A 23296-nucleotide genomic window follows, 5' to 3' on the forward strand; every position below is an offset into this window, starting at 1 on the left:
GCTCACTGGCCAGCCTTTACGTCGTCTGCCTTCGCGTCATCGGCCTTCACATAGATGTGGAAGCCGCCATAGATGGCCGAGCGGTCCTGTAGGTTGAGTTCGGCGGAACGCTCCGAAAGATAGGTCCATTGCTGCCGGACGGCATCGGCGACGCGACCCTCGATGACGCTCTTTTCCGCGGCCGTGCGGAAGATCACCCTTGCGCCTGTCGCAGCCGTGCGGTTGATCTCGCTCCACAGCGCGTTGAGCTGCTCGTCGGTCATCCAGTCCTGCGCATCGAGTAGCACGAACCGGTCGACCGATCCGGCCGGCTTGCGGGCGAGCAACCCGGTGACGCTCTCGTGATGCACGTTGACCCGCTCGGCATTGTTGCGGATCGCCTTGTAGTTTTCCACCCGCAGATAGACCGGCAGGTTGCCTTCTTCCGGGCGCGGGTAGCGGCGGGCAAAGGCCTGCCAGGCGAAATAATTGTCGCGCAGCGGGAAATGGCAGGCGAGCTTTTCCAGCCGCTCGCGCAGCACCGGTGCAATGGAGCCGTTCGGCGCAAGGCTTGCGAGCTCGTCATATTGCTGCGGCGGAATGCCGAGGCCGAACAGCGAGCTCTTGCGGCTGGTGACGAAACGGATCAGCGGCCGGTCGAAGAGCGGCGCGATATGGGCGTCGAAATACTGGCGCTGTTCGCGGATGGAGCGGGCCTTGGCAAATTCCTTGAGATCGACGCCATGCATGCGGGCGACCACATGGCCGATGGTGATAAACCGCCCGAGCAGGCCTGTGCGGTAGATATTGCGCTTGAACACGTCGATCCGGCGGCGCCCGGTGATCGAGCGCTTCTGCCAATAGGCTTCCGTCGTTTCGTCGAGCATGCCGGCGATATGCTGGTCGAACGCGCGGCTGTTGCTCTTCACGCCGTCCATGCCGAAATAGCGCACGATATCCGCATGCGAGGGAAGATGCCGGAAAGCGGCGAGCTTCAGCCGGTTGAGCGCGATATGGTGGCGGTTGAGATCGACGACGTCGATGCGTGAAGGCGAGCGCGACAGATAGGCGAGCATATTGCAGCCGCCGGAACCGATCGTGACGATCGAATGTCCTTCGGCAAGTTCCATGGCCTCCATGTCGACCGACGGGTCTTCCCAGATCTGCGGGTAGACGAGGCCGGAAAACAGCAGCCCGAAAAGCCGCTCCGAAAGCCCGTGGGCGGAAAGCGCCTTGTGCTGGAGAAGGGCATCCTTGAGCTTGCGGTTGCGCTGCAAGCCACGATCTTCGACGATATCTGCCATGAGTGAAATCCTGCCTCATATGGAGCGCCGTGCATCCTTTTGGATGCGCAAAGGACGCTCCAAGTCTGGTGATTTGGAGCTCGAACGCGTGTAGCTGCTTCGTGCAACAGCTTCGTGACGCGGGTTGTGGTCTGCATCTCTTTGGTGCCGATCGGCCGAAAGTGGCTTTTCCTGTCGGGAAGATTTTGCTTGCATGGCGCAGACCCATGCGAGCGGATCAAGGGAGGGGCTTCGTGTTCAGGCATATTCTTCGCGGGCTTGCCGCCATCATGCTGCTGATCGTCGCCGGCGGCGCGGGCTGGCTTTATCTGTCGCCTCCCGAACTGCTGAGGGTCGGCAGCGGTTATGCGGCAAAGATCGTCTGCTCCAATGTCTTCCTTGCAGGGCGTGATGCGGAGAAGGTTCTGGCGGAGGACGTTCAGGCGCCCGGCAATCCGCTGCTGCGGCTGATGCGGGTCGCCGTCGATCCCAACGGCAGGCGCGTCGATGCAGCGCTTCTGGGGTGGATTGCGCCGAGCCTGGCCATCTATCGCGATGGCGCAGGCTGCACGGTCGTGCCCGATGGCGCAATGCCGGCTGAGCTTTCCGTTCCCGTGCAGGCGGCATCGGAGCCGCTGGATGGGCTATGGCCAACAGGAAACAAAGACCAGGTAGATCCGATGCTTCAAGCCGTTGTTTCAGACAGGGCTTTAACAGGGCCCGGCATGCGTGGCGTGGTCGTTGTCAAGGATGGGCGGCTTGCCGCCGAGACCTATGGTGATGGGTTCTCTGCCTCCATGCCGCTTCTCGGCTGGTCGATGACCAAGACCGTCACGGCTGCCATCATCGGCCGCCTTGTGGCCGAGGGAAAAATCTCGCTTGAGGAGAAGAACCTTTTTCCGGCATGGAAGGACGACGCGCGTGCCGGCATTCGGCTGGCCGATCTTCTGTCGATGGAAAGCGGTCTCGCCTTCAACGAGAACTATGGCAGCGTGGCCGACGTGACGCGGATGCTGTTCCTCGAGCCCGACATGGCACGCTTCGTCGAAAGCCTGCCTCTGGAGGCGGGTATCGGCAGCCGCTTCACCTATTCCTCCGGCACGCCGGTGCTTCTGTCGAAGATCTGGATGGCCCATGCGGGCAGCGCCGAAGAGGCGCTCGCCTATCCGCAAAAGGCGCTCTTTGCCCCTCTCGGCATGCGCTCGGCGGTGATCGAAACGGACGCTGCGGGCACCTTTGTCGGCAGTTCCTACATGTATGCGACGGCCCGCGACTGGGCGCGTTTAGGGCTGTTCCTGGCGCAGGACGGCGTCTGGCAAGGCAACAGGCTTCTGCCGCAAGGTTTTGTCGGCGAGATGCAGGAGAAGAACGCCAGCTCGGGCGGCCGCTATTCCAGGATGCAGACATGGCTGCCGAAACCCGGCTCGGGCCTGCCCGGCGACACGTTCATCCTGAGCGGCCACGACGGCCAGAACGTCTTCGTCATTCCCTCGATGAAACTGGTCATCGTTAGGCTCGGCCTGACGCCGCGCGGCGCAGGCTATGACGCGACCACGCTCGCATCGGCGATCGTGCGGAAGGTGAGGGGGGAAGAGTAGCGCTTGGGCTATCTTACTTCTGCAGGACGCTCAGCATGTCCTTGCGCTTGGCATCGTAATAATAGCCGCGCGCATAAAGCCGGATGGCGTCGTCGTTCTGGTTGTCGGCCACGAGCCAGGCGCCGCGAAGGTATTTGATGGCGTATTTCAGATTGGTCTCGGGATCGAGCAGGCCCTCCGGCGGCCCCTGATAGCCCATGGACTTGGCCGTCGAATACTTGATCTGCATGAGGCCCCAGTAGCCGTTCTTGTGATAGGCACTGGGATCATACTTGCTTTCGCGATGCACGACACGGTGCACCAGCGATTCCGGCACGCCGTAGAGCCCGGCATAGCGATGGATCAGTTTTTGCAGATCGGCCGGTGCACCCGCCGCACTGGCCGGCATCGGCTCGCCGGGCGCCGGCGGAAATTCCATTCGGCTGTCGATTGCAGCCACCGCGGCGAGCGGCTTCGGCTGGCCGGCATAGCCAAGCGCGGTGGATGCACCCTGCGGCCCCAACGTGGGGCGCGGCATTGGCCGGGGGATCGGAATGACGGATTGCAGCGCCACCATGTCGGGCGTCAGTTCCGGCTCGTCGAGAGCGATCGCCTCGGCAGCGGCAGGCTGGATCTGTCCCGACTGCACGGCGGGGGCGACAACCGGTGAAACGAGGCGGCTGCCCTTGGCAAGGCTATGGCTTGCCGGCTCGGTCGTTGCAGCCAGAGTGGTCGATGCGGCAAGAGCCGTCGACGATGCGGCTGGCAGCGGCTGCGTGCCGACCGAGGCAGGGCTGATCTGCTGCATGGCGACGAAGGGTGCCATGGTCGGCGATGCCATGGCCGCAGACTGGACCGTCGTCGCCTCGGCGACCGTCGGCACCGGAACGGGCAGGCGGCTGGTCTTGACCAGAGTGACCTCTGTCTGGGATGCGGCGGCGGCATTGGCCGCGGCGATCTGCTGGGCATCGGCGGGCTGCTGGACCGACTGGTCCTTGCCGTCCTTGGACGCAACGGCATTATCGTGTTCGACGCTCGAACATGCGGCCAGCGCAGACGACATGGCAATCACCACGGCCGCTTTCCGGCACACAAATCGCATTACCGCCATTGGGTCGCTTTCACTAAAATCGTTGCCCAGAACGTTAACAAAAAGCGCTCGCACGCCCCCTCAATCCGACATCAATTAACCTATTCGTAAGGGGTCGGCAAGCCACCCGCGGGCAAGCCCACATCTATGCGGCAATCCGTCGGTATCCGGCGGTGACGGCGCGGCGGGCGATGAACAGCGTTCCGGGCTTGTAAAGCGCGTGGCGGGGGGAGGCGACGCGGCGGCGCCTGCGGCTGAACCGGCGCGGAAAGAAGGAATAGGCGAGCACGCCGATGCCGGTGCCGATCGCGAAGGCGGCGATGATTTCGCCAAACTGCTTTCCGGCGGAAAGGTTCGGGTCGACGACCTGGATGGCGAGCGCCGCCGTCAGCGCGAAATAGCGGATCTTCCGGAATGCGGTGAGGATGAAATATCCGAGCACCCGCATCGGGCGCGTTTCGGGCAGGTTGTCGTTGGCGGCAAGCCCGATCCGGATCTCAGGCGCCTGATAGGCGTAGAGCATGTAGATCATCAGATAAGCGAGGCCAGCCCAGGAGAACGAGTCGATCGCACTCTGCCAGTAGAAGCCGAGCGCGAAGACGGCGGCCGTGGCGGGAATGGCGCAAAGCACCATGGCGATGATCGAGGCCGGCACCGTGACGAACGCGCTCGACCGTCCCCACGACGCCGAAAATGCGGCCGTGAGGGCTGCAAGCGGATGCGGCATGAGGAGGAACGCTGTCGCGATCGCGGCAAAAGCGAGCCAGGCCTCTAAGGTCATCATCACCCTCCCGGACGCGCACGGCGCCCGTCATCCTTTATCATCAGGCGGCCGCGTAGGGCTGGCCGATGAAATCCATTACATCCTTGAACCATCTTGCCGTCATATCGAAAGGTTTACCACCCTTGATACGAGGAAATTCTATTGTCCTCAGCTTACCGTTCTGGCCCTCGTCATGGCCGGTCACGCCCGATACCTTGTTGAGCGCGCTTTCCACCGCGAGGTCCACCATGCCCTGGATCAGTCTCAGGTCGTCGCCATTGGCGGGCGCCGACCGGGCGAAATAGCCGGACTTCTGCACCATCGAGCGCTCCGCATCGAGATAGCCGGCAAACTGCTTCTGGAACCAGCCGCCGACATTGATCGTGTCGAGCTTCACATGGCCGAAGGCGTCGCGCTTGACACTCTCTCCCGCGGCCTCCCGTTCGGCGACGATCGCATCGAGGCAGGCACCTTCGGATACAAAGATGGTCGCAAATCCGCGTTTGTCCATGACCTGCCTCAAACGGGCGGCTTCCTTCTCGGCATTGAAGGCCATTTCCGGCAGATAGAGCCCGTCAATGCCTTTGAGTTCGGCGCTCATCAGCAGCCCGTCGACATAGTCGTTTTCCCGGCTCTTCTGGATATAGGCGCGGGCCGTTGCGGCCGTCAGCCAGCCGCAATGGCGGCCCATCACTTCATGGATGACGAGCGTGCGTGGCGCAGCCGTCTGCTCGTTCGACACATTGTCGAAGAAGGTCGCGCCGACTTCCGCCGCCGTCCACGCGCCGAGCGACTGACGGATCGGAACCACGTCGTTGTCGACCGTCTTCGGCAGGCCGACGACCGTCAGGTCATAGCCGTTGGCGCCGAGATAGGCGGCAAGGTCGGCCGCCGTCGTATTGGTGTCGTCGCCGCCGATCGTGTGCAGGATGGTCACGCCATCGGCTGCCAGCCGTTCTGCGGCAACCGCGAGCGGGTTCTGCCCCTCCTTGACGAGGCCCCGCTTCACGCAGTCTGCGGCATTGGTCAGCTTGACGCGGCTGTTGCCGATCGGCGAGCCGCCATAGCGATGCAGAAGATGCGCCTTCTCACGCATGTCGGCGGTGATCTCTATTCTGTCGCTCAATAGAACGCCCTGGTAGCCGGAGCGGTAGGCGATCAGTTCGATGTCCGGAGCGACATCGCTGTAGCGTCCGATCAGTCCTCCGACGGCCGACGACAGGCATGGTGCAAGTCCGCCGGCGGTCAGCATCGCGACTTTCTGCTTGGGCATATATCCTCCGTCGCGCCCTTGGCGCCTCCTCGACAAATCGTGCAAATGGATGCGCCAGCGGTGAGGGCATGTAAAGTCACTTTCCGTCGAGTTTTTACCCCTTGCCGAGCCGGCGAATGCGCCTAATCCATTGTATTCATGTTCCATATCAAATGCTTGAATGAACCTGCGGGGAGCGCTCGGAAGTCCGCCAACGGGACATTTTGCGGCGTCTTGATGACGGGCGCCGCTGCCGGCCGGCCCGCCGGTTTCCATGGAGGGCGGCCGGCGAGGGGGATTGTTCGGATAAGATGAACAGAGTTTAATCCGTCGACGACCATTGCCTGCGTTGCATTTTTTGGCGTTTTCTGGTCATCTAGCCGCATGATATTCGATTTTTCCTGTCTGCAGATTTCCTCGCTCTGGGAGCGGCTGGTCAGCGCCATCGGCGATGCTGCCGGCAATGCGCTGGGGCGAGTCGTAGAGGCGATTCGCACGCTCTTCGAAGGCGATCCGGAAACCCGCCGCAAGGTATCCTTCTCGGTCGCCATCATCGCGCTGTCCGCCAAGATGGCGAAAGCCGACGGGATCGTCACCGAGGCCGAGGTTAAGGCTTTTCAGCAGATCTTCGATTTTCCCGATGAGGAAGCCCGCAACGTTGCCCGGCTCTACAATCTCGCCCGCCAGGACGTCGCCGGCTACGAAGCCTATGCGATGAAGCTTGCGGGCCTGTGCAGCTCCGGTGCCGCCGAGAATTGCCCGATGCTCGAAAGCGTCATCGACGGTCTCTTCCATATCGCCAAGGCCGATGGCCTGATCCACGAGAAGGAACTGCTGTTCCTCGGCCGCATCTCCGAGATCTTCAGGATCAACGAGGAGCATTTCCGCCGCATCATGGCGCGCCACGTGCATCTCGATGGCCGCGATCCCTATCTCGTTCTCGGTGTTTCCCGCGACGATGATTTTGCCGAGATCCGCAAGCAGTATCGCTCGCTCGTTTCCGAACACCATCCCGACCGCCTGATCGCCCGTGGCGTTCCCCCATCGCTGCATGCGGCGGCTCACGAGCGGATGGCTGCGCTCAACGCCGCCTATGAGGCGATCGAGAAAGAGCGCCGCGCAGCATGACGAATTTTACTGCGGACTACGCGCCCGCTCTGGTCCACCCCTCTCCAAACCATGGCAAGCGGGCAGGCGGGCGAAAGCCGGATGCGATCATCCTCCACTACACGGGCATGCCGGGCGCCGATCAGGCACTGAACTGGCTGACCACCGAGGAGAGCCAGGTCTCCAGCCACTATTTCGTCTATGAAGACGGGCGTGTGCTACAACTCGTGCCGGAAGCGCGGCGCGCCTGGCATGCGGGAAAGAGCGCCTGGGCGGGCGAGGTGGACATCAATTCCTGTTCCATCGGCATCGAGATCGCCAATCTCGGCCATCCGGGCGGGCTGCCGCCCTTTCCGCAGGCGCAGATCGACGCGGTCGTTAAATTGTGTCGCGATTGTGGCGAGCGCTGGTCGATTCGGCCCGAAAGAGTGCTGGCGCACTCGGATGTCGCTCCCATTCGCAAGGTCGATCCGGGTGAAAATTTCCCCTGGCAATTGTTGTCCGAAAAGGGCGTCGGACACTGGGTGGAGCCTGCTCCCGTCGCGGGCGGGCGCTTCTTCCAGCTGGGCGAAAGCGGCCAGCCGATCGAGGCATTGCAGTCGATGCTCTCCTTCTATGGTTACGATCTTGAGATCACAGGCAATTTCTGTGATCGCACCAAGGGTGTCGTGGAGGCTTTCCAGCGCCATTTTCGCCCCGCGCGCGTTGACGGGATCGCCGATTTTTCAACCATCGATACATTGCATCGCCTGCTGACCTCGCTGCCGCAATACAGCAGCCAGCACGCCTCTTAGGCAATCTCAAATTGCGATGAAATATTAGTCATTGCTGCAATGCCGCATATTTTCCGTAATGCGCGGTTTTAACTGATGGCTCGCGCAGTCACCTTGTAGGCGGGGATTGCAAAGAAAAACGAACAGGTTTCGTCAACCGGCGCGCCGTCTTTCCGGCGGGCGCCCCAGTGATGCTGTGCCATCCGCGAACCTGGCAGGCCCCCGAGTTTGACGGGCCTTATCCGGAGACAGAACCAATCCATGAGAATACTGGCTGTTGCAGCCGCCGCGAGCATTGCCATGTTCGCAGCGGGGACCGATCTCGTGCGCGCCGAAGACGGCAATGAGACGAAGACTGACGTGAAGGGCAAGGCGGTTACCCAGCCGATCACGCCCTGGGAAAGCCGCGAGACACATGCCGCAGCCGCAACACCGGAAGACCGGCGCGCCATCAGGAAGGCCCATTACGAAGGGCTGATCCGCCAATATGCCAATCTGTACGATGTGCCCGAAGAGCTGGCACTTGCCGTCGTCCAGATCGAGAGCAATTTCCGCCCGACCGTCAAGGGTAGTGCCGGCGAGATCGGCCTGATGCAGATAAAGCCCGCGACCGCCAGGCTGATGGGCTACAAGGGCGAGGCGTCCGGACTGTATGATCCGGAGACCAATATCCGCTACGGCATGAAATATCTCGCCGGTGCGCATGATCTGGGCGACGGCAAGCTGTGTCGCACCATCCTCAAATACAATGCCGGCCATGGTGCAAGGCGGATGAACCCGGTGTCGCAGCGTTACTGCAACCGTGTCGAGACGGTGATCGCCGCCAATGATCGTCCTCGCATCACCGTGCCGAACGGTGAGGTCATCGCCACTGTCGCACTCGATTACGGCCGGACGTTCCCGCTGATATTCTGACATTTGCGGCCCGCGCCTTTTGCCGGGCCGTCGACAGTCGATTCTTTTGGCCGGCCTGTGGCCTTTGCGTTTCAAACCGTCTATGGAGCGCGTGCCAGTTGGCCGGGCAGCCGCGCTTTACCAATGTCGAAAGACGGTAGGGTGAGGAAAGTCCGGGCTCCACGGAAACACGGTGCCGGATAACGTCCGGCGAGGGCGACCTCAGGGAAAGTGCCACAGAAAGCAAACCGCCTCGCTGTTGCGGGGTAAGGGTGAAAGGGTGGGGTAAGAGCCCACCGCACCCCTGGTGACAGGGGTGGCAAGGTAAACCCCACCGGGAGCAAGACCGAATAGGGGTGACGCGGGGCGCCAAAAGCGCCTACAGCCTGTTTCTGGGCCAGTCATCCGGGTGGGTTGCGTGAGGCGATGTGCAAGCATCGTCCCAGATGAATGGCTGCCACGTTCCGGTGTTCGCACCGGGGCCATACAGAACCCGGCTTACAGGCCAACTGGCGAATCTGTTCTGGTTGTATCGGCGCCCGCACGCGACAGTGCGGTTGAGGGCGGCCGTTCGCCAGGGGTTATCCTTCCATTGTTGCACACTCTGGTGAAATACCCCGGTTTTCAACGGGTTGAGACCTGTTCGAAATGGCTGGAGAAGCGCGTTTCTGCAGTTTCCGGAATGGTCTTGGTAACGGTTTGTTAAACTTAACGCCTCATAAATAAATGCTGACGGGGATGGGTCCGCAAGGCTCTTTCCGACGATGTCTCTGTGGTTCGATGTTGTTCCATTTTCACGCTGCGCAGGGCGAACTTTCGCCTCAAGGTCGGATGCTTCGGTCGCGCTGCGCATTGTCCGCCTTCGGTCGGTCCGGTGTCTTCCGGTTGGCTTGCGGGGTGGAGGGCGTCGCAGTCGATGGAATGGAGTGACGGGTATTTGCTCCGCTTGCAGCAGGGATGCGCTATGGTGATGAAATCGGATGGTTCTGAGGTTGAGGCCGAAGCCGGATCGGTTCGTCATGTCCCCGTGCTTCTGCATGAAGTGATCGATGCGCTTCAGCCGGAAGCTGGGAAAGTCATCCTCGATGGCACATTCGGTGCCGGCGGCTATACGTCTGCAATTCTCTCCCGTGGTGCTTCGGTCGTGGCACTCGATCGCGATCCGACGGCGATTGCCGCCGGCCAGCCGCTTGTCGATCAGAACAAGGGTCGGCTCTCGCTGATCCATTCCGAGTTTTCCAATCTCGCCGATCATGCGCCGGAAGGTGGCCTCGATGGCGTCGTGCTCGATATCGGCGTGTCGTCGATGCAGATCGATGAGGCCGAGCGCGGCTTCTCGTTCCAGCGCAACGGCCCGCTCGATATGCGCATGTCAGCGGCCGGTGTCTCTGCGGCCGATGTCGTCAATCGCGCCAAGGTGGGCGACCTGACCCGCATCTTCGGTTTTCTCGGTGAGGAAAAGCATGCAGGCCGTATCGCCCGCGCCATCGAGAAGCGCCGGGCGACGCAGCCGTTCGAGACCACACGTGATCTGGTCAATCTGATCGAGACGGTCAATCCGCGCCGCGCCAAGGACAAGATCCATCCCTCTACACGGGTCTTTCAGGCGCTGCGCATCTTCGTCAATGACGAACTGGGCCAGTTGGCCAATGCGCTGTTTGCCGCCGAGCGAGCGCTGAAGCCCGGTGGTCGCCTCGTCGTCGTTACCTTCCACTCGCTTGAAGATCGTATCGTGAAGCAGTTTTTCTCCGATCGCTCCGGCAAGGCCTCCGGCTCGCGGCATATGCCGCTCGTCGAGGTGCGCCCGGCCGTTTTCGATTTTCCGGGCAAGCAGATGATTGCCGCAAGCGAAGCCGAGGCGGAGGTCAATCCGCGGGCGCGCTCTGCCAAGCTGCGCATGGGGGTTCGCACCACGGCTGTGGCCGGTGTCGCTGACATGTCGATTTTCGCGCTGCCCGATCTCGCCAGCCTCAAGACGATGGGAGCCTGATGATGCTGAGAAGTTTCGATCTTGTTCTGATCGGCGTCATGACCGCAACAGCCGTCATCACCTACAGCATCAAGCATCGTGCCGACGACAAGCTGACGGAGGTGCGCCATCTCGAATCCGAGATCAAGCTGGAGCGCGACACGATCGACCTGTTGAAGGCCGACTGGGCGCTCCTGACCCAGCCGAACCGGCTGGAGCCGCTGATCCAGCGCTATGATTCGGAACTCAGTTTGGTGCCGACCGATCCGACCCATCTCTCCTTGCCGAAGGAACTGCCGATGGCGCGGTCGAACCTGCCGCAGCCGGAAACGACGATCGAGGACATCATCGCCGGCAAGAGCGGCGAGGTGGCCGCAGCATTGAAGGGTGTCGAGAAAGCCAAGGCGACGCCCGCTCCCAAAGTTCCCGTGCCCCAGCGGCGCGGTATGACGCCTGATACGATCTCCACTGGTTCGGTGAAACGCTGATGAGTTTTCTCTCCCGGATAATGATGGTGAAGCGCCGCGCGCATTTCTCCTCCAACCGCAAGGGCAGTGCGGTCGCCCATGGTGCGGCTTTTGAGGGCACGCGCAAGAAGAAGTCCTCGCAGGCGCGCAATCGCGTCGGCCTGCTGATCGCCGGTTTTGCCGCCTTTTACGTGCTGATTGGCGGGCGTCTCGTCGAATACGGCATGACGCTTCCGGTAACCACATCCAGCATATTGCCGCCCGATCGCCTTCTGGCATCGCGCCCGGATATCGTCGACCGCAATGGTGCGCTGCTCGCCACCGATGTCCGCACCGTCTCGCTGTTTGCCGAGCCGCACAAGATCGTCGACGCCGACGAAGTGGTCGAGAAACTCTCGACTGTCCTCGCCGATCTCGATGCCAGGGCCACCTATTCGAAACTGAAATCCAACTCGCGCTTCCAGTGGCTGCGCCGCCAGTTGACGCCGAAGCAACAGAGCCAGATCCTGGCACTCGGCGTCCCCGGCATCGGCTTCCGTCCCGAAAAGCGCCGTTTCTATCCGGGCGGGCGTACCGCCGCCCACATCCTCGGCTATGTCAATATCGACAACCGCGGCGTTGCCGGCATGGAACGCTATATCGACAGCCAGGGCCTTGCCGATCTCGCATCGGTCGGCATGACCTCGAACCAGCCGCTCGAACCCGTCAAGCTTTCCATCGACCTGAGAGTGCAGGCGATCGTCCAGGACGTGGTGTCGGAATCGATCGGCAAATATCACGCCATCGGCGCCGGTGCCGTCGTCATCGACGTCCACACCGGCGAAATCCTCGGCATGGCTTCGGCACCGGATTTCGATCCGAACGATCCGGCGGCCGGCGGCGAGGAAGGCTGGTTCAACCGCATGTCGAACGGCACGTTCGAAATGGGCTCGACCTTCAAGTCCTTCACGCTGGCCATGGGTCTCGACGAGAGCAAGATGACGCTCAACAGCACGTTCGACGCCCGTTTCCCGATCCGCATCGGTGGCTTCACCATCAAGGACTTCCACGGCAAGGGACGTTTTCTCACCGTGCCCGAGATCTTCCAGTATTCGTCGAATATCGGCACGGCCAAGATCGCCGATTCCGTCGGCATCGAGGCGCATAAGGACTTTCTGACCCGTCTTGGCCTTCTGTCCCGGATGAAGACCGAGCTTCCGGAAGTGGCCATGCCGAGCCAGCCGCGCGAATGGAAGAAGATCAACTCGATCACCATCTCCTTCGGCCACGGCGTCTCGACGACACCGCTGCAGACGGCGGTTGCCGGCGCTGCCCTCGTCAATGGCGGCCATCTCATCCAGCCGACCTTCCTGCCGCGCTCGCGCGATCAGGCCGATCTCGTCAAGACCGCGGTGATCAAGCCCTCGACCAGCAAGGACATGCGCTTCCTGTTCGAATGGAACGGCGCCAATGGCTCGGGGCGCAATGCGCGTGTCGCCGGATTCGATGTCGGCGGCAAGACCGGCACGGCCGACAAGGTCGTGCACGGTCGTTACGTGCACGACAAGAACTTCAATGCCTTCCTTTCGGCCTTCCCGATGGGCGATCCGCAATATGTGGTGCTGAGCTTCAGCGATGAGCCCAAGACGGATCTCGGTAATGGCGCGGCCCTCGCTGCCATGTCGGCCGCCCCGATGGTCAAGGAGATCATCAGCCGTGCGGCGCCCATTCTCGGTGTAAAGCCGAAATTCGGCAATGACGGTTCTGCCCTGCTTGTGTCTTATTGAGCGACAACAACTCGGACGGCGATTCGTAGACGCCGTTCGAAATATGGAATGCAACCGATGAATATGCGCGATCTTGCTGGTTCGGATTTTCCCGAAGTAAACGACCTTCTTGCCGGTCCCGTCGGAGACCTCGAGATTGGCGGCCTGTCGGCCGACAGCCGCAAGATTGCGCCGGGAATGCTGTTCGTGGCGCTTGCCGGCGCCAAGGCTGACGGATCGGGCTTCGTCGGGGACGCGATCGCCCGCGGTGCCACAGCTATCGTGGCTGGCCATCCGATCGAAGCGAGCGTTCCTGTTCTGGTCGTTGCCAATCCAAGGCGTTTTCTGGCGCTTGCTGCCGCAAGGTTTTTCGGCAGGCAGCCGCAGACGATGGTCGCGGTGACCGGTACGGCAGGCAAGACCTCGGTCGCCTCCTTCACCCGCCAGATCTGGGCGAAGGCCGGCCTTGATGCCGCGCAGGTCGGCACGACCGGCGTCATTTCTCCCAAGCGCAACGACTACGGCTCGCTGACGACGCCGGACCCGGTCGAGCTGCAGCGGCTTCTTTCCGAGCTTGCGGGCGAGGGCGTCACCCATGCAGTCATGGAAGCCTCAAGCCACGGCCTCGACCAATCCCGCCTCGACGGCGTGAAACTTGCGGCCGCAGCCTTCACCAATCTCGGCCGCGACCATATGGACTACCACCCTACGGTCGAAGACTACATGGCTGCGAAGATGCGCCTGTTCGATACGCTCACCCCGAAGGGCGCTCCGGCCGTCATCTTTGCCGATGACGCATGGTCGGACGAAGCGATCCGCGTCGCAACCGCCTCCGGTCTCAATGTCCGCACGGTCGGCCGCAAGGGCGACTATCTCTGCGTCAAGCGCGTCGAGCATTTCCGCCACAAGCAGACGGCCGAAGTTCATCACGACGGCCAGATCTACGAGATCGACCTTCCGCTGGCAGGTGATTTCCAGCTGGCCAACGCGCTTGTCGCAGCCGGGCTCGCAATCTCCACCGGCGTCGCCCCCAAACTGGCGTTCGAAGCACTTGAAACCCTGCAGGGTGCCTCCGGCCGTCTCGAACTGGTCGGCCATACGAAGGACGGTGCGCTCGCCTATGTCGACTATGCCCACAAGCCCGATGCGCTGGAAAAGGTGCTGTCGGCGGTTCGCCCGTTCACCAGCGGCCGGGTTCTGGTCGTCTTCGGCTGCGGCGGCGATCGCGACAAGGGCAAGCGCCCGATCATGGGCGAGATCGCCACACGGCTTGCCGATGTCGTAGTCGTCACCGACGACAATCCGCGCTCCGAAGTGCCCGAAATCATCCGCTCGGAAATCATGGCGGCCGCACCCGGCGCAATCGAGATCGGCGATCGGGCAAAGGCGATCCGTCATGCGGTGAACCTTCTCAAATCCGGCGATACGCTGATTGTCGCCGGCAAGGGACATGAGGAAGGCCAGACTGTCGGAACGACGGTCCTGCCTTTCTCGGACCACAAGGAACTGCGCAAGGCATTGGAGGAGCGGGCATCGTGAGCTTTCTTTGGACATCGGAGGAAATGACGGCCGTGATGGGCGGACGCCCGGTCGGCGCCCTTCCGGAAGGCATCACGGGCATTTCCATAGACAGCCGTTCGATCGGTGAAGGCGAAGCCTTCTTCGCCATCAAGGGCGACCGGGTCGATGGCCATGACTATGCCGGCATCGCTGTCGCCAATGGCGCCTCGCTGATCGTCATCAGTGAAGGCAAGCTTCCCGCCCTCGGCCGCCTGACGGTGCCGATGATCGTGGTCGAGGACGTTCTCGTAGCACTCGGCCGGCTGGCCGTAGCCTCGCGTGAGCGCAGCCGCGCCCAGATCGTTGCCGTCACCGGTTCGGTCGGCAAGACGACCACCAAGGAAATGCTGCGCCAGGTACTGGCGCCGTCGGGCAAGGTCCATGCGGCCGTTGCCTCCTTCAACAATCATTGGGGCGTGCCGCTGACGCTCGCCCGCATGCCGGCCGATGCCGATTTCGGCGTCTTCGAGATCGGCATGAACCACGCGGGCGAAATCACCCCGCTGGTCAAGATGGTGAAGCCGCATGTGGCGATCATCACAACCATCGCCGCCGCCCATCTCGGCCACTTCAAGGATCTCGAAGAGATCGCCGCCGCCAAGGCCGAGATCTTCGACGGTGTTGTCGAGGGTGGCGTTGCGGTCTTGAACCGCGATATCAAGCAGTATGAATTCCTCGCCGAGCGCGCCGAACAGGCGGGTGTTGCGCGGATCTGCAGTTTCGGCCAGCACGCCAAGGCCGATTTCCGCCTTGCCGATTTCGAAGGCGATGGCGAAAGCTCGACCATCTGGGCGGTGCTCGACGGCGAAACCCGCGAGGTCAAGATTGCTGCCCCCGGCAGGCACATTGCCGAGAATGCAATGGCAGCGCTCGCCGCTTGCGATCTGGTTCAAGCCGACATGGATCTCGCAATCGAGGCGCTGGGCGGCCTGAAGGCCGTCAAGGGACGCGGCCAGCGCCACAGGCGGAAGATTGCCGACGGCTATTTCACCCTGATCGACGAGAGCTATAACGCCAATCCTGCCTCCATGCGGGCAGCGATCGCGCTGCTTGCCTCGACTGCGCCGCAACTGACCGGCCGGCGGATCGCAGTCCTCGGCGACATGCTGGAAATGGGCGAGTTTTCCGCGCAGGTGCATGACGAGTTGGGTGGCCCGCTTTTGGCCGCCGGCATCGAACATGTCTGGCTTGCGGGCAAGGAAATGGCCGTGCTGCGCGATGCGCTACCGGAGAGTGTTCAGGTCGAATATCGCGAACAGACATCCGATCTGGTGGATTACGTCGTTCACGCCGTCGCGCCGGGCGACGTCGTCATGGTGAAGTCGTCGCTCGGGCTCGGCTTCGGCAAGATCGTGTCGGCTTTGCTTGACAACTATCCGGCATTCTCCGACACGGACAATCAACTTTGAATTTTAGCGGCTTTTAGAAAGGGCCCTCATGCTGATCTGGCTTGTCGAACTATCGGACAAACTGCAGTTCTTTAATTTGTTCCGATACATCACCTTCCGGACCGGCGCAGCTCTGTTCACGTCGGCCCTCATCGTCTTCCTGTTCGGACCGCGCATGATCGATTCGCTGCGTGTCCGGCAGGGCAAGGGCCAGCCGATCCGCGCCGATGGTCCGCAGACCCATTTCAAGAAGGCCGGTACGCCGACCATGGGCGGCCTGATGATCCTCGCCGGCATCGTCGGCGGCTCGCTGCTCTGGGCCGATCTCTCCAACGTCTATGTCGTCGCCACCCTGCTGGTGACGCTCGGTTTCGGCGCGATCGGCTTCTATGACGATTATCTCAAGGTCACCAAGCAGTCCGACAAGGGCTTTTCCGGCAAGGCACGCCTCGGCATCGAATTCCTCATCGCCGGCGTTGCGGTCTTCTTCATGATGCGCATGGCCATGCATGCCCAGACCGCCAACCCGCATCTCGCCACCTCGATCGCATTCCCGTTCGTGAAGGAATATGTCCTCAATATCGGCATGTTCTTCATCCTCTTCGGCGGCTTCGTCATCGTCGCGGCCGGCAATGCGGTAAACCTGACCGATGGTCTCGATGGTCTCGCCATCGTGCCGGTGATGATCGCGGCAGCCTCCTTCGGCGTCATAGCCTATCTCGCCGGTAACGCCGTCTTCGCCAATTACCTGCAGATCAATTTCGTCCCCGGTACCGGCGAACTCGCCGTCATCCTGGGCGCGGTGATCGGCGCTGGCCTCGGTTTCCTCTGGTTCAACGCGCCGCCGGCGGCCATCTTCATGGGTGACACCGGCTCGCTGGCGCTCGGCGGCCTGATCGGTTCGGTTGCAGTCGCCACCAAGCACGAGATCGTCATGGCGATCGTCGGCGGCCTTTTCGTTATGGAAACCCTGTCGGTCATCATCCAGGTCGGTTTCTTCAAGATGACCGGCCGCCGCGTCTTCCTGATGGCGCCGATCCACCACCATTTCGAAAAGCTCGGCTGGAGCGAAAGCCAGGTCGTGGTCCGGTTCTGGATCATTGCCGTCGGCCTTGCCATGCTCGGCCTTTCCACCCTGAAACTTCGGTAATTGCAAGATGATCCCGGTCACGACCTTTAACGGCAAAGACGTTGCGCTCTTCGGGCTCGGCGGCTCCGGCCTCGCGACGGCGCAGGCGCTCGTCGCAGGCGGCGCCCGGGTCACGGCCTGGGACGACAATCCCGACAGCGTGACGAAGGCCGGCGAGGCCGGCATCACCGTTGCTGATCTTCACCAGATCGACTGGGGAAAACAGGCAGCCTTCGTGCTGTCACCGGGCGTGCCGCTCACCCATCCGAAGCCGCACTGGACCGTCGATCTGGCGAGAGCAGCCGGTGTCGAGATCATCGGCGATGTCGAGCTTTTCGTCCGTGAACGTCGCACCCATGCGCCCGATTGCCCGTTCATCGCCATTACCGGCACAAACGGCAAGTCGACGACGACGGCGCTGATCGCCCATATCCTCACAGAAAGCGGCCGGGACACGCAGCTCGGCGGCAATATCGGCACGGCCGTATTGACCCTCGACGAACCCAAGGCCGGCCGGTTTTATGTGGTCGAATGCTCGTCCTACCAGATCGATCTTGCCCCGACGCTCAACCCGACCGCCGGCATCCTGCTCAACCTGACGCCGGATCATCTCGATCGCCACGGCACGATGCAGCATTACGCCGACGTCAAGGAACGGCTGGTCGCCGGCAGCGATACCGCGATCGTCGGTGTCGACGATAGTTTCTGCACGCTGATTGCCGACCGCATCGAGCGGGCAGGTGTCACGGTGAAGCGGATATCGAAGCGCAGCCCGGTCGCAGACGGCATCTATGCCGAGGGATCGCGACTGATCCGGGCAACCGGCGGCGCAACGGAAGAGATCGCCGATCTTGACGGCATCGAAACGCTGAAGGGCGCACACAATGCCCAGAACGCGGCAGCTGCCGTATCTGCTTGCCTTGCGGTCGGTCTTTCGGCGGAAGAAATCCGTGCCGGGCTGAAATCCTTTCCCGGACTCAAGCACCGCATGCAGCCCGTCGGGCGCCGTGGCCAGGTCGTGTTCGTCAACGATTCCAAGGCAACCAATGCCGAGGCGGCAGCACCGGCGCTGTCCAGCTACGAGCGCATCTACTGGATTGCCGGCGGTCTTCCCAAGCAGGGCGGCATAGTCAGCCTCGCACCACTCTTCCCGCGTATCGTCAAAGCCTATTTGATCGGAGAGGCCGCGCCGGCATTCGCGGCCACCCTGGGCGAAAGTGTGCGATACGAGATATCCGGCACGCTGGATCAGGCAGTCGCCCATGCAGCCGCAGACGCCGATGGCGATGCCATCGCCTCGGCCGTGATGCTGTCGCCGGCATGTGCAAGCTTCGATCAATTCAGGAATTTCGAGGTCCGCGGCGACGCTTTTGTCGAGTTCGTCGCCGGGCTTCAGAATGTGACCATGCTGGTCGAGACCGCAAAGAAGGACTGAGACGATGGTAAGCCGCGCAGACCGAGGACCGCTCGCAGACTGGTTCTGGACCATTGACCGCTTCTTCCTGGCGGCCTTCATTCTCCTGATGGGCATCGGCTTCATGCTGTCGTTTGCCGCATCGCCATCGGTGGCGGAACGCATCGGCCTGCCGCCCTTCCACTTCGTCGAACGCCATGCGCTGTTCATCATCCCGTCTCTGGCGGTGATGCTCGGCCTGTCCTTCCTGACGCCGCGGCAGGTGCGGCGCACAGCCATCATTCTTCTCGCCGTCTCCCTCGCGCTCATGGTGCTGGTGCTTTTCTTCGGCGTCGAAGTGAAGGGATCGCGGCGCTGGATCGGCATCGGCGCGCTCTCTGTCCAGCCCTCCGAATTCATGAAGCCGGCCTTCGTCGTCGTCTGCGCCTGGCTGTTTTCCGAGCATGCGAGGCAGCCCGAAATCCCCGGAAACCTGTTTGCCATCATTCTTTTCGGCGCCGTCGGCGCGCTGCTGATTGCCCAGCCCGACCTTGGCCAGACGGTTCTGACCAGCGTCGTCTGGGGCGGCATGTTCTTCATGTCGGGCATGCCCTGGCTGTGGATCATCGTCTTCGGCGGCCTTGGCGCCGGTGGCCTTGTCGCCGCCTATTACATGCTGCCGCACGTGACTGCCCGTTTCGACAAGTTCTTGACCGGCGAAGGCGACACGTTCCAGGTGGAGACCGCCCATGAGGCGATCGTGCGCGGCGGCTGGTTCGGCCAGGGGCCGGGTGAGGGCATCGTCAAGCGCATCCTTCCCGACAGCCATACCGACTTCGTGTTTTCCGTCGCGGCGGAAGAATTCGGCATCGTCTTCTGCATGGCGCTGGTCCTGATCTTCGCCTTCATCGTCTTGCGCGGCCTCAATCATGCCTTTAAGGAGCGCAACGACTTCAACCGTTTTGCCGTCGCGGGCCTCGTCCTGCAGATCGGCATGCAGTCGATGATCAATATCAGTGTTAACCTGCAGCTGATGCCGGCCAAGGGCATGACGCTGCCGCTGATTTCCTATGGTGGCTCGTCCCAGGTGGCGATCTGCGTTACCGCCGGCTTCATCCTGGCGCTGACGCGCCACCGCCCCGAAAAGCGGGCCCAGGATCGCAGCCTGTTCAAGGTGGCCCAGGGCGTGCCGGCCGAGTGACCGCGGAGTGATTGAATGAGCAAGGGTATCATCGTTCTGGCCGCCGGAGGAACCGGCGGTCACTTGTTTCCGGCCGAGGCACTCGGGCATGAACTGCGCCGCCAGGGCTATTCGGTCCATCTGGTGACCGACAGCCGCGCCGAGCGTTTTGCCGGAAAGTTCCCGGCCGATGACATCCATGTCGTGCCATCCGCGACCTTCGCCTCGAAAAACCCGTTCGCCATGGCGAAGACGGCGCTCACGCTGTGGAAGGGCCTTCGCACCGCCCGCAAACTGATGACGCGGTTGAGACCCGTCGCGGTCGTCGGCTTCGGTGGCTATCCGACCGTGCCGCCGCTTCTCGCGTCGACCGGGCTCGGCATCCCGACAATGATCCACGAGCAGAACGCCGTCATGGGCCGCGCCAACAAGGCGCTGGCAAAACGCGTCGTGGCGATTGCCGGCGGCTTCCTCCCCGAAGGTCGCGGCGAATATTCCGACAAGACGGTTGTCACCGGAAACCCCGTCCGCCCGCCGATCCTCGATGCGGCAAAAATCCCTTACATTGTTTCGCGCGGCGCGGAGCCCTTCCGTCTGGTCGTCTTCGGCGGCAGCCAGGGCGCACAGTTCTTCTCCTCCGCGGTGCCGACGGCACTCAGCCTGCTCGACGCCGGGCAGCGCGATCGGCTGATCGTCACCCAGCAGGCACGCCCGGAAGACAAGGACCGCGTCACCTCCTGCTTTGCCAAGCTGAATGCGCCGGCCGATATCGCCCCCTTCTTCTCCGATATGGCGGACCGGCTCGCCGAGGCCCATCTCGTCATCTGCCGCTCCGGCGCCTCGACGGTCAGCGAAATCGCCGTGATCGGTCGCCCGGCAATCCTTGTGCCTTACCCTTACGCGCTCGATCATGATCAGGCAGCAAACGCGGCGGCGCTCGTAGCCGAAGGCGGAGCGCAGGTCGTTCAGCAGTCGGAACTGTCACCGGAGAAGCTTTCAGCCCTGATCGCCCAGGCAATGAACGAGCCCGAACGACTGGAGGCCATGGCGGCCGCCGCGAAGAAGGCGGGCAAGCCGGATGCAACCTTGCGTCTTGCAGATCTCGTCATCGCTATTGCAGAAAAGCGCCCGATCACCGAATACAAGAAAAAGAATAGTAGTGGAGTTCAGGCATGAAGATGCCCCAGGCCATCGGCCTCGTACATTTCATCGGCATCGGCGGCATCGGCATGAGCGGCATTGCCGAAGTGCTGCACAATCTCGGCCATCGCGTCCAGGGATCCGATCAGTCCGATGGCGCCAATGTCCAGCGCCTGCGCGACAAGGGCATCGAGGTCTTTGTCGGTCACAAGGCGGAAAATCTCGGTGACGCCGAAGTCGTCGTCGTCTCGACCGCCATCAAGAAGACCAATCCGGAACTGATCGCCGCGCGTGAAAAATCGCTGCCGATTGTCCGTCGTGCCGAAATGCTCGCCGAGCTGATGCGCTTCCGCAATGCGATCGCCATCGGCGGCACCCATGGAAAGACGACCACAACCTCGATGGTCGCGACACTGCTTGATGCCGGCGGCCTCGATCCGACCGTCATCAATGGCGGCATCATCAATGCCTACGGCACCAATGCCCGCATGGGCGAGGGCGAGTGGATGGTGGTCGAGGCCGACGAATCGGACGGCACCTTCCTGAAGCTCCCGGCCGAAGTCGCGGTCGTTACCAATATCGACCCGGAACATCTCGATCACTACGGCAATTTCGATGCCGTACGTGCGGCCTTCCGCCAGTTCGTCGAGAACGTGCCCTTCTACGGCTTCGGTGTTCTGTGCATCGACCATCCGGAAGTACAGGCGCTGGTGGGAAAGATCGAGGACCGCAAGGTCGTCACCTATGGCGAGAACCCGCAGGCCGATGCGCGGTTCTCCAATATCCGCATGGACGGCACCAAGGCGACCTTCGACGTCGAGATCCGCCGCCGCCGCACCGGCCGGGTGTTCAACTTCAAGGACCTGACCCTGCCCATGCCGGGTCGCCATAACATTTCCAACGCGACGGCGGCGATCGCGGTCGCCAACCGCCTCGGTATTTCCGAAGAGGCGATCCGCAAGGGGCTCGCGGCTTTCGGCGGCGTCAAGCGGCGCTTCACCTTGACCGGAACCTGGAACGGCGTCTCGGTCTTCGACGACTATGGCCACCATCCGGTCGAGATCAAGGCCGTGCTCAAGGCGGCGCGTGAGGCCTGCAATGGTCGCATCATCGCCGTCCATCAGCCGCACCGCTATACGCGCCTGTCGAGCCTGTTCGAGGACTTCGCCACCTGCTTCAACGATGCCGACAGCATCATTCTGGCACCGGTCTATGCCGCGGGCGAAGATCCGATCGAAGGCGCCAATTCCGAGGCGCTGGTGTCGCGCATCCGTGCCGGCGGCCATCGTGACGCGCGCTACATGGCATCACCAACGGAACTGGCATCGATTGTTTCAGGCATTGCGAAACCGGGTGATTTCGTGGTTCTTCTGGGAGCAGGTAATATTACGCAGTGGGCGGCATCCTTGCCGAAGGAACTGCAGAGCATGGCAGGACAGTCAGTATGAAGCAGGTAGATGGGGAAAAGCTGCTGGCCTCACTCGGGGAGGGGGTCAACCAGTTGCGCGGGCGTCTGACGCCGGATGCGCCGATGGATCGCGTCACATGGTTCCAGGCGGGTGGTCTGGCGGAACTGATGTTCCAGCCGCATGACGTCGACGACCTCGTGACATTCCTGAAATTGTTGCCCGAAAGCGTGCCGCTGACGGTGATCGGCGTGGGGTCGAACCTGCTGGTCCGTGACGGCGGCATTCCGGGCGTCGTCGTGCGTCTCTCGGCCAAGGGCTTCGGTCAGGTCGAGCTCGTCGGCGAAAACCGTATCCGTGCCGGCGCGATCTGCCCCGACAAGCATATCGCCGCCATGGCCATGGATAACGGCATCGGCGGCTTTGCCTTCTATTACGGCATTCCCGGCTCGATCGGCGGCGCGCTTCGCATGAATGCCGGCGCCAATGGCGGCGAGACGGCGCAACGTGTCGTGGAAGTCCATGCGGTTGACCGTCAGGGCAACCAGCATGTGCTCTCCAATGCCGATATGGGCTACAGCTACCGCCACTGCGGCGCCTCCAAGGACCTGATCTTCACCCATGCGGTGTTCGAGGGCTATCCGGAAGATCGCGCCAAGATCCGTGCCGATATGGATGCGGTGCGCCAGCATCGCGAGACGGTGCAGCCGATCAAGGAAAAGACCGGCGGTTCGACCTTCAAGAACCCGGAGGGCCATTCCGCCTGGAAGGTGATCGACGATGCCGGCTGCCGCGGCCTGATGAATGGCGGCGCCCAGATGTCGTCGCTTCACTGCAACTTCATGATCAATATCGGCCATGCGACCGGCTGCGATCTCGAATATCTCGGCGAAATGGTCCGCCAGCGCGTATTCGAGGACAGCGGCATCAAGCTCGAATGGGAAATCAAGCGGCTCGGCAAATTCATGCCGGGGCGCGAGGTGAAGCCCTTCCAGGGCGCCACGACCGAGTAAGCAGACAGCCAGGCCCGCGCCTATATATGGTGCGGGCCTGATTTTTTTGCGCTTTGGTCATGCCCTTGGACCAAAGCGCTGTGCTCTCAGGGCGACGTTCGCACCGGCAAATAGCCGTTCGCATCTGCGAAAACCCCGAGACAGCGGGCCTTTCGCATGACATAAGGCAGGCCGAATTCGTCAAGAGA

Annotated in this window: 19 protein-coding genes and 1 other RNA gene; 16 read left to right on the forward strand and 4 right to left on the reverse strand. The window is 62.2% G+C overall.

Annotation, left to right across the window (positions count from 1 at the left end):
* Positions 1-2 precede the first annotated feature (2 nt).
* Positions 3-1283, reverse strand: a complete 1281-nt coding sequence (locus NCHU2750_RS07405) for a BtaA family protein (protein ID WP_119939854.1) — start codon at positions 1281-1283, stop codon at positions 3-5.
* A 233-nt stretch (positions 1284-1516) separates the two neighbouring features.
* Here NCHU2750_RS07405 and NCHU2750_RS07410 point away from each other — a divergent pair, with 233 nt between their 5' ends.
* On the forward strand, positions 1517-2860 hold the full coding sequence (locus NCHU2750_RS07410; RefSeq protein ID WP_502703829.1) for a serine hydrolase domain-containing protein: 1344 nt from the start codon (positions 1517-1519) through the stop codon (positions 2858-2860).
* Positions 2861-2873: 13 nt separating this feature from the next.
* Here NCHU2750_RS07410 and NCHU2750_RS07415 read toward each other — a convergent pair whose 3' ends face one another.
* The 3 genes from NCHU2750_RS07415 to NCHU2750_RS07425 form a co-directional block, all read right to left on the reverse strand.
* Positions 2874-3914: a transglycosylase SLT domain-containing protein gene (locus tag NCHU2750_RS07415; protein WP_245480356.1), complete on the reverse strand. Its 1041-nt coding sequence runs from the start codon at positions 3912-3914 to the stop codon at positions 2874-2876.
* Positions 3915-4074: 160 nt separating this feature from the next.
* Positions 4075-4713 carry a hypothetical protein gene (locus NCHU2750_RS07420; RefSeq protein WP_162939528.1) on the reverse strand — a complete coding sequence of 213 codons (639 nt, stop codon included), beginning with the start codon at positions 4711-4713 and terminating at the stop codon, positions 4075-4077.
* A 40-nt stretch (positions 4714-4753) separates the two neighbouring features.
* Positions 4754-5965, reverse strand: a complete 1212-nt coding sequence (locus tag NCHU2750_RS07425) for a pyrophosphate--fructose-6-phosphate 1-phosphotransferase (protein WP_119939858.1) — start codon at positions 5963-5965, stop codon at positions 4754-4756.
* 363 nt (positions 5966-6328) lie between these two features.
* On the opposite strand from NCHU2750_RS07425, the gene NCHU2750_RS07435 reads away from it, so the two are divergent.
* The 15 genes from NCHU2750_RS07435 (at position 6329) to murB (ending at position 23108) form a co-directional block, all read left to right on the forward strand.
* Positions 6329-7072 (forward strand): J domain-containing protein, encoded by a 744-nt coding sequence (locus NCHU2750_RS07435; protein ID WP_162939529.1) that lies wholly within the window; start codon positions 6329-6331, stop codon positions 7070-7072.
* Positions 7069-7845 (forward strand): N-acetylmuramoyl-L-alanine amidase, encoded by a 777-nt coding sequence (locus NCHU2750_RS07440; protein ID WP_119939860.1) that lies wholly within the window; start codon positions 7069-7071, stop codon positions 7843-7845. The genes NCHU2750_RS07435 and NCHU2750_RS07440 overlap by 4 nt, the downstream gene beginning before the upstream one ends.
* Before the next feature lie 240 nt (positions 7846-8085).
* On the forward strand, positions 8086-8739 hold the full coding sequence (locus NCHU2750_RS07445) for a lytic transglycosylase domain-containing protein (RefSeq protein WP_119939861.1): 654 nt from the start codon (positions 8086-8088) through the stop codon (positions 8737-8739).
* Between the two features lie 94 nt (positions 8740-8833).
* An RNA gene (gene rnpB, locus NCHU2750_RS07450) (RNase P RNA component class A) lies at positions 8834-9235 on the forward strand.
* Positions 9236-9682: 447 nt separating this feature from the next.
* Complete coding sequence (gene rsmH / locus NCHU2750_RS07455) at positions 9683-10708, forward strand: 16S rRNA (cytosine(1402)-N(4))-methyltransferase RsmH (protein ID WP_119939862.1); 1026 nt, start codon at positions 9683-9685, stop codon at positions 10706-10708.
* Positions 10709-10710: 2 nt separating this feature from the next.
* Positions 10711-11175, forward strand: coding sequence for a cell division protein FtsL (gene ftsL / locus NCHU2750_RS07460; RefSeq protein WP_119939863.1), 465 nt, complete (start codon positions 10711-10713; stop codon positions 11173-11175).
* Positions 11175-12920 carry a peptidoglycan D,D-transpeptidase FtsI family protein gene (locus NCHU2750_RS07465; protein ID WP_119939864.1) on the forward strand — a complete coding sequence of 582 codons (1746 nt, stop codon included), beginning with the start codon at positions 11175-11177 and terminating at the stop codon, positions 12918-12920. The genes ftsL and NCHU2750_RS07465 overlap by 1 nt, the downstream gene beginning before the upstream one ends.
* A gap of 57 nt (positions 12921-12977) precedes the next feature.
* Positions 12978-14438: a UDP-N-acetylmuramoyl-L-alanyl-D-glutamate--2,6-diaminopimelate ligase gene (locus NCHU2750_RS07470; protein WP_119943077.1), complete on the forward strand. Its 1461-nt coding sequence runs from the start codon at positions 12978-12980 to the stop codon at positions 14436-14438.
* On the forward strand, positions 14435-15868 hold the full coding sequence (locus NCHU2750_RS07475) for a UDP-N-acetylmuramoylalanyl-D-glutamyl-2,6-diaminopimelate--D-alanyl-D-alanine ligase (RefSeq protein WP_119939865.1): 1434 nt from the start codon (positions 14435-14437) through the stop codon (positions 15866-15868). Before NCHU2750_RS07470 ends, NCHU2750_RS07475 begins: the two co-directional genes overlap by 4 nt.
* A 28-nt stretch (positions 15869-15896) precedes the next feature.
* Positions 15897-16997 (forward strand): phospho-N-acetylmuramoyl-pentapeptide-transferase, encoded by a 1101-nt coding sequence (gene mraY, locus NCHU2750_RS07480; RefSeq protein WP_119939866.1) that lies wholly within the window; start codon positions 15897-15899, stop codon positions 16995-16997.
* A gap of 7 nt (positions 16998-17004) precedes the next feature.
* On the forward strand, positions 17005-18411 hold the full coding sequence (murD, locus tag NCHU2750_RS07485; RefSeq protein WP_119939867.1) for a UDP-N-acetylmuramoyl-L-alanine--D-glutamate ligase: 1407 nt from the start codon (positions 17005-17007) through the stop codon (positions 18409-18411).
* Positions 18412-18415: 4 nt separating this feature from the next.
* Positions 18416-19570 carry a putative lipid II flippase FtsW gene (ftsW, locus tag NCHU2750_RS07490; protein WP_119939868.1) on the forward strand — a complete coding sequence of 385 codons (1155 nt, stop codon included), beginning with the start codon at positions 18416-18418 and terminating at the stop codon, positions 19568-19570.
* Between the two features lie 15 nt (positions 19571-19585).
* On the forward strand, positions 19586-20725 hold the full coding sequence (gene murG, locus NCHU2750_RS07495; protein ID WP_119939869.1) for an undecaprenyldiphospho-muramoylpentapeptide beta-N-acetylglucosaminyltransferase: 1140 nt from the start codon (positions 19586-19588) through the stop codon (positions 20723-20725).
* Entirely contained in the window at positions 20722-22137 is a 1416-nt protein-coding gene (gene murC / locus NCHU2750_RS07500; RefSeq protein WP_119939870.1) for a UDP-N-acetylmuramate--L-alanine ligase, read from the forward strand. Before murG ends, murC begins: the two co-directional genes overlap by 4 nt.
* Complete coding sequence (gene murB / locus NCHU2750_RS07505; RefSeq protein WP_119939871.1) at positions 22134-23108, forward strand: UDP-N-acetylmuramate dehydrogenase; 975 nt, start codon at positions 22134-22136, stop codon at positions 23106-23108. The genes murC and murB overlap by 4 nt, the downstream gene beginning before the upstream one ends.
* The last annotated feature ends 188 nt before the right edge of the window (positions 23109-23296 follow it).

The sequence above is a fragment of the Neorhizobium sp. NCHU2750 genome, assembly GCF_003597675.1.
In the GTDB taxonomy this organism is placed as follows: domain Bacteria; phylum Pseudomonadota; class Alphaproteobacteria; order Rhizobiales; family Rhizobiaceae; genus Neorhizobium.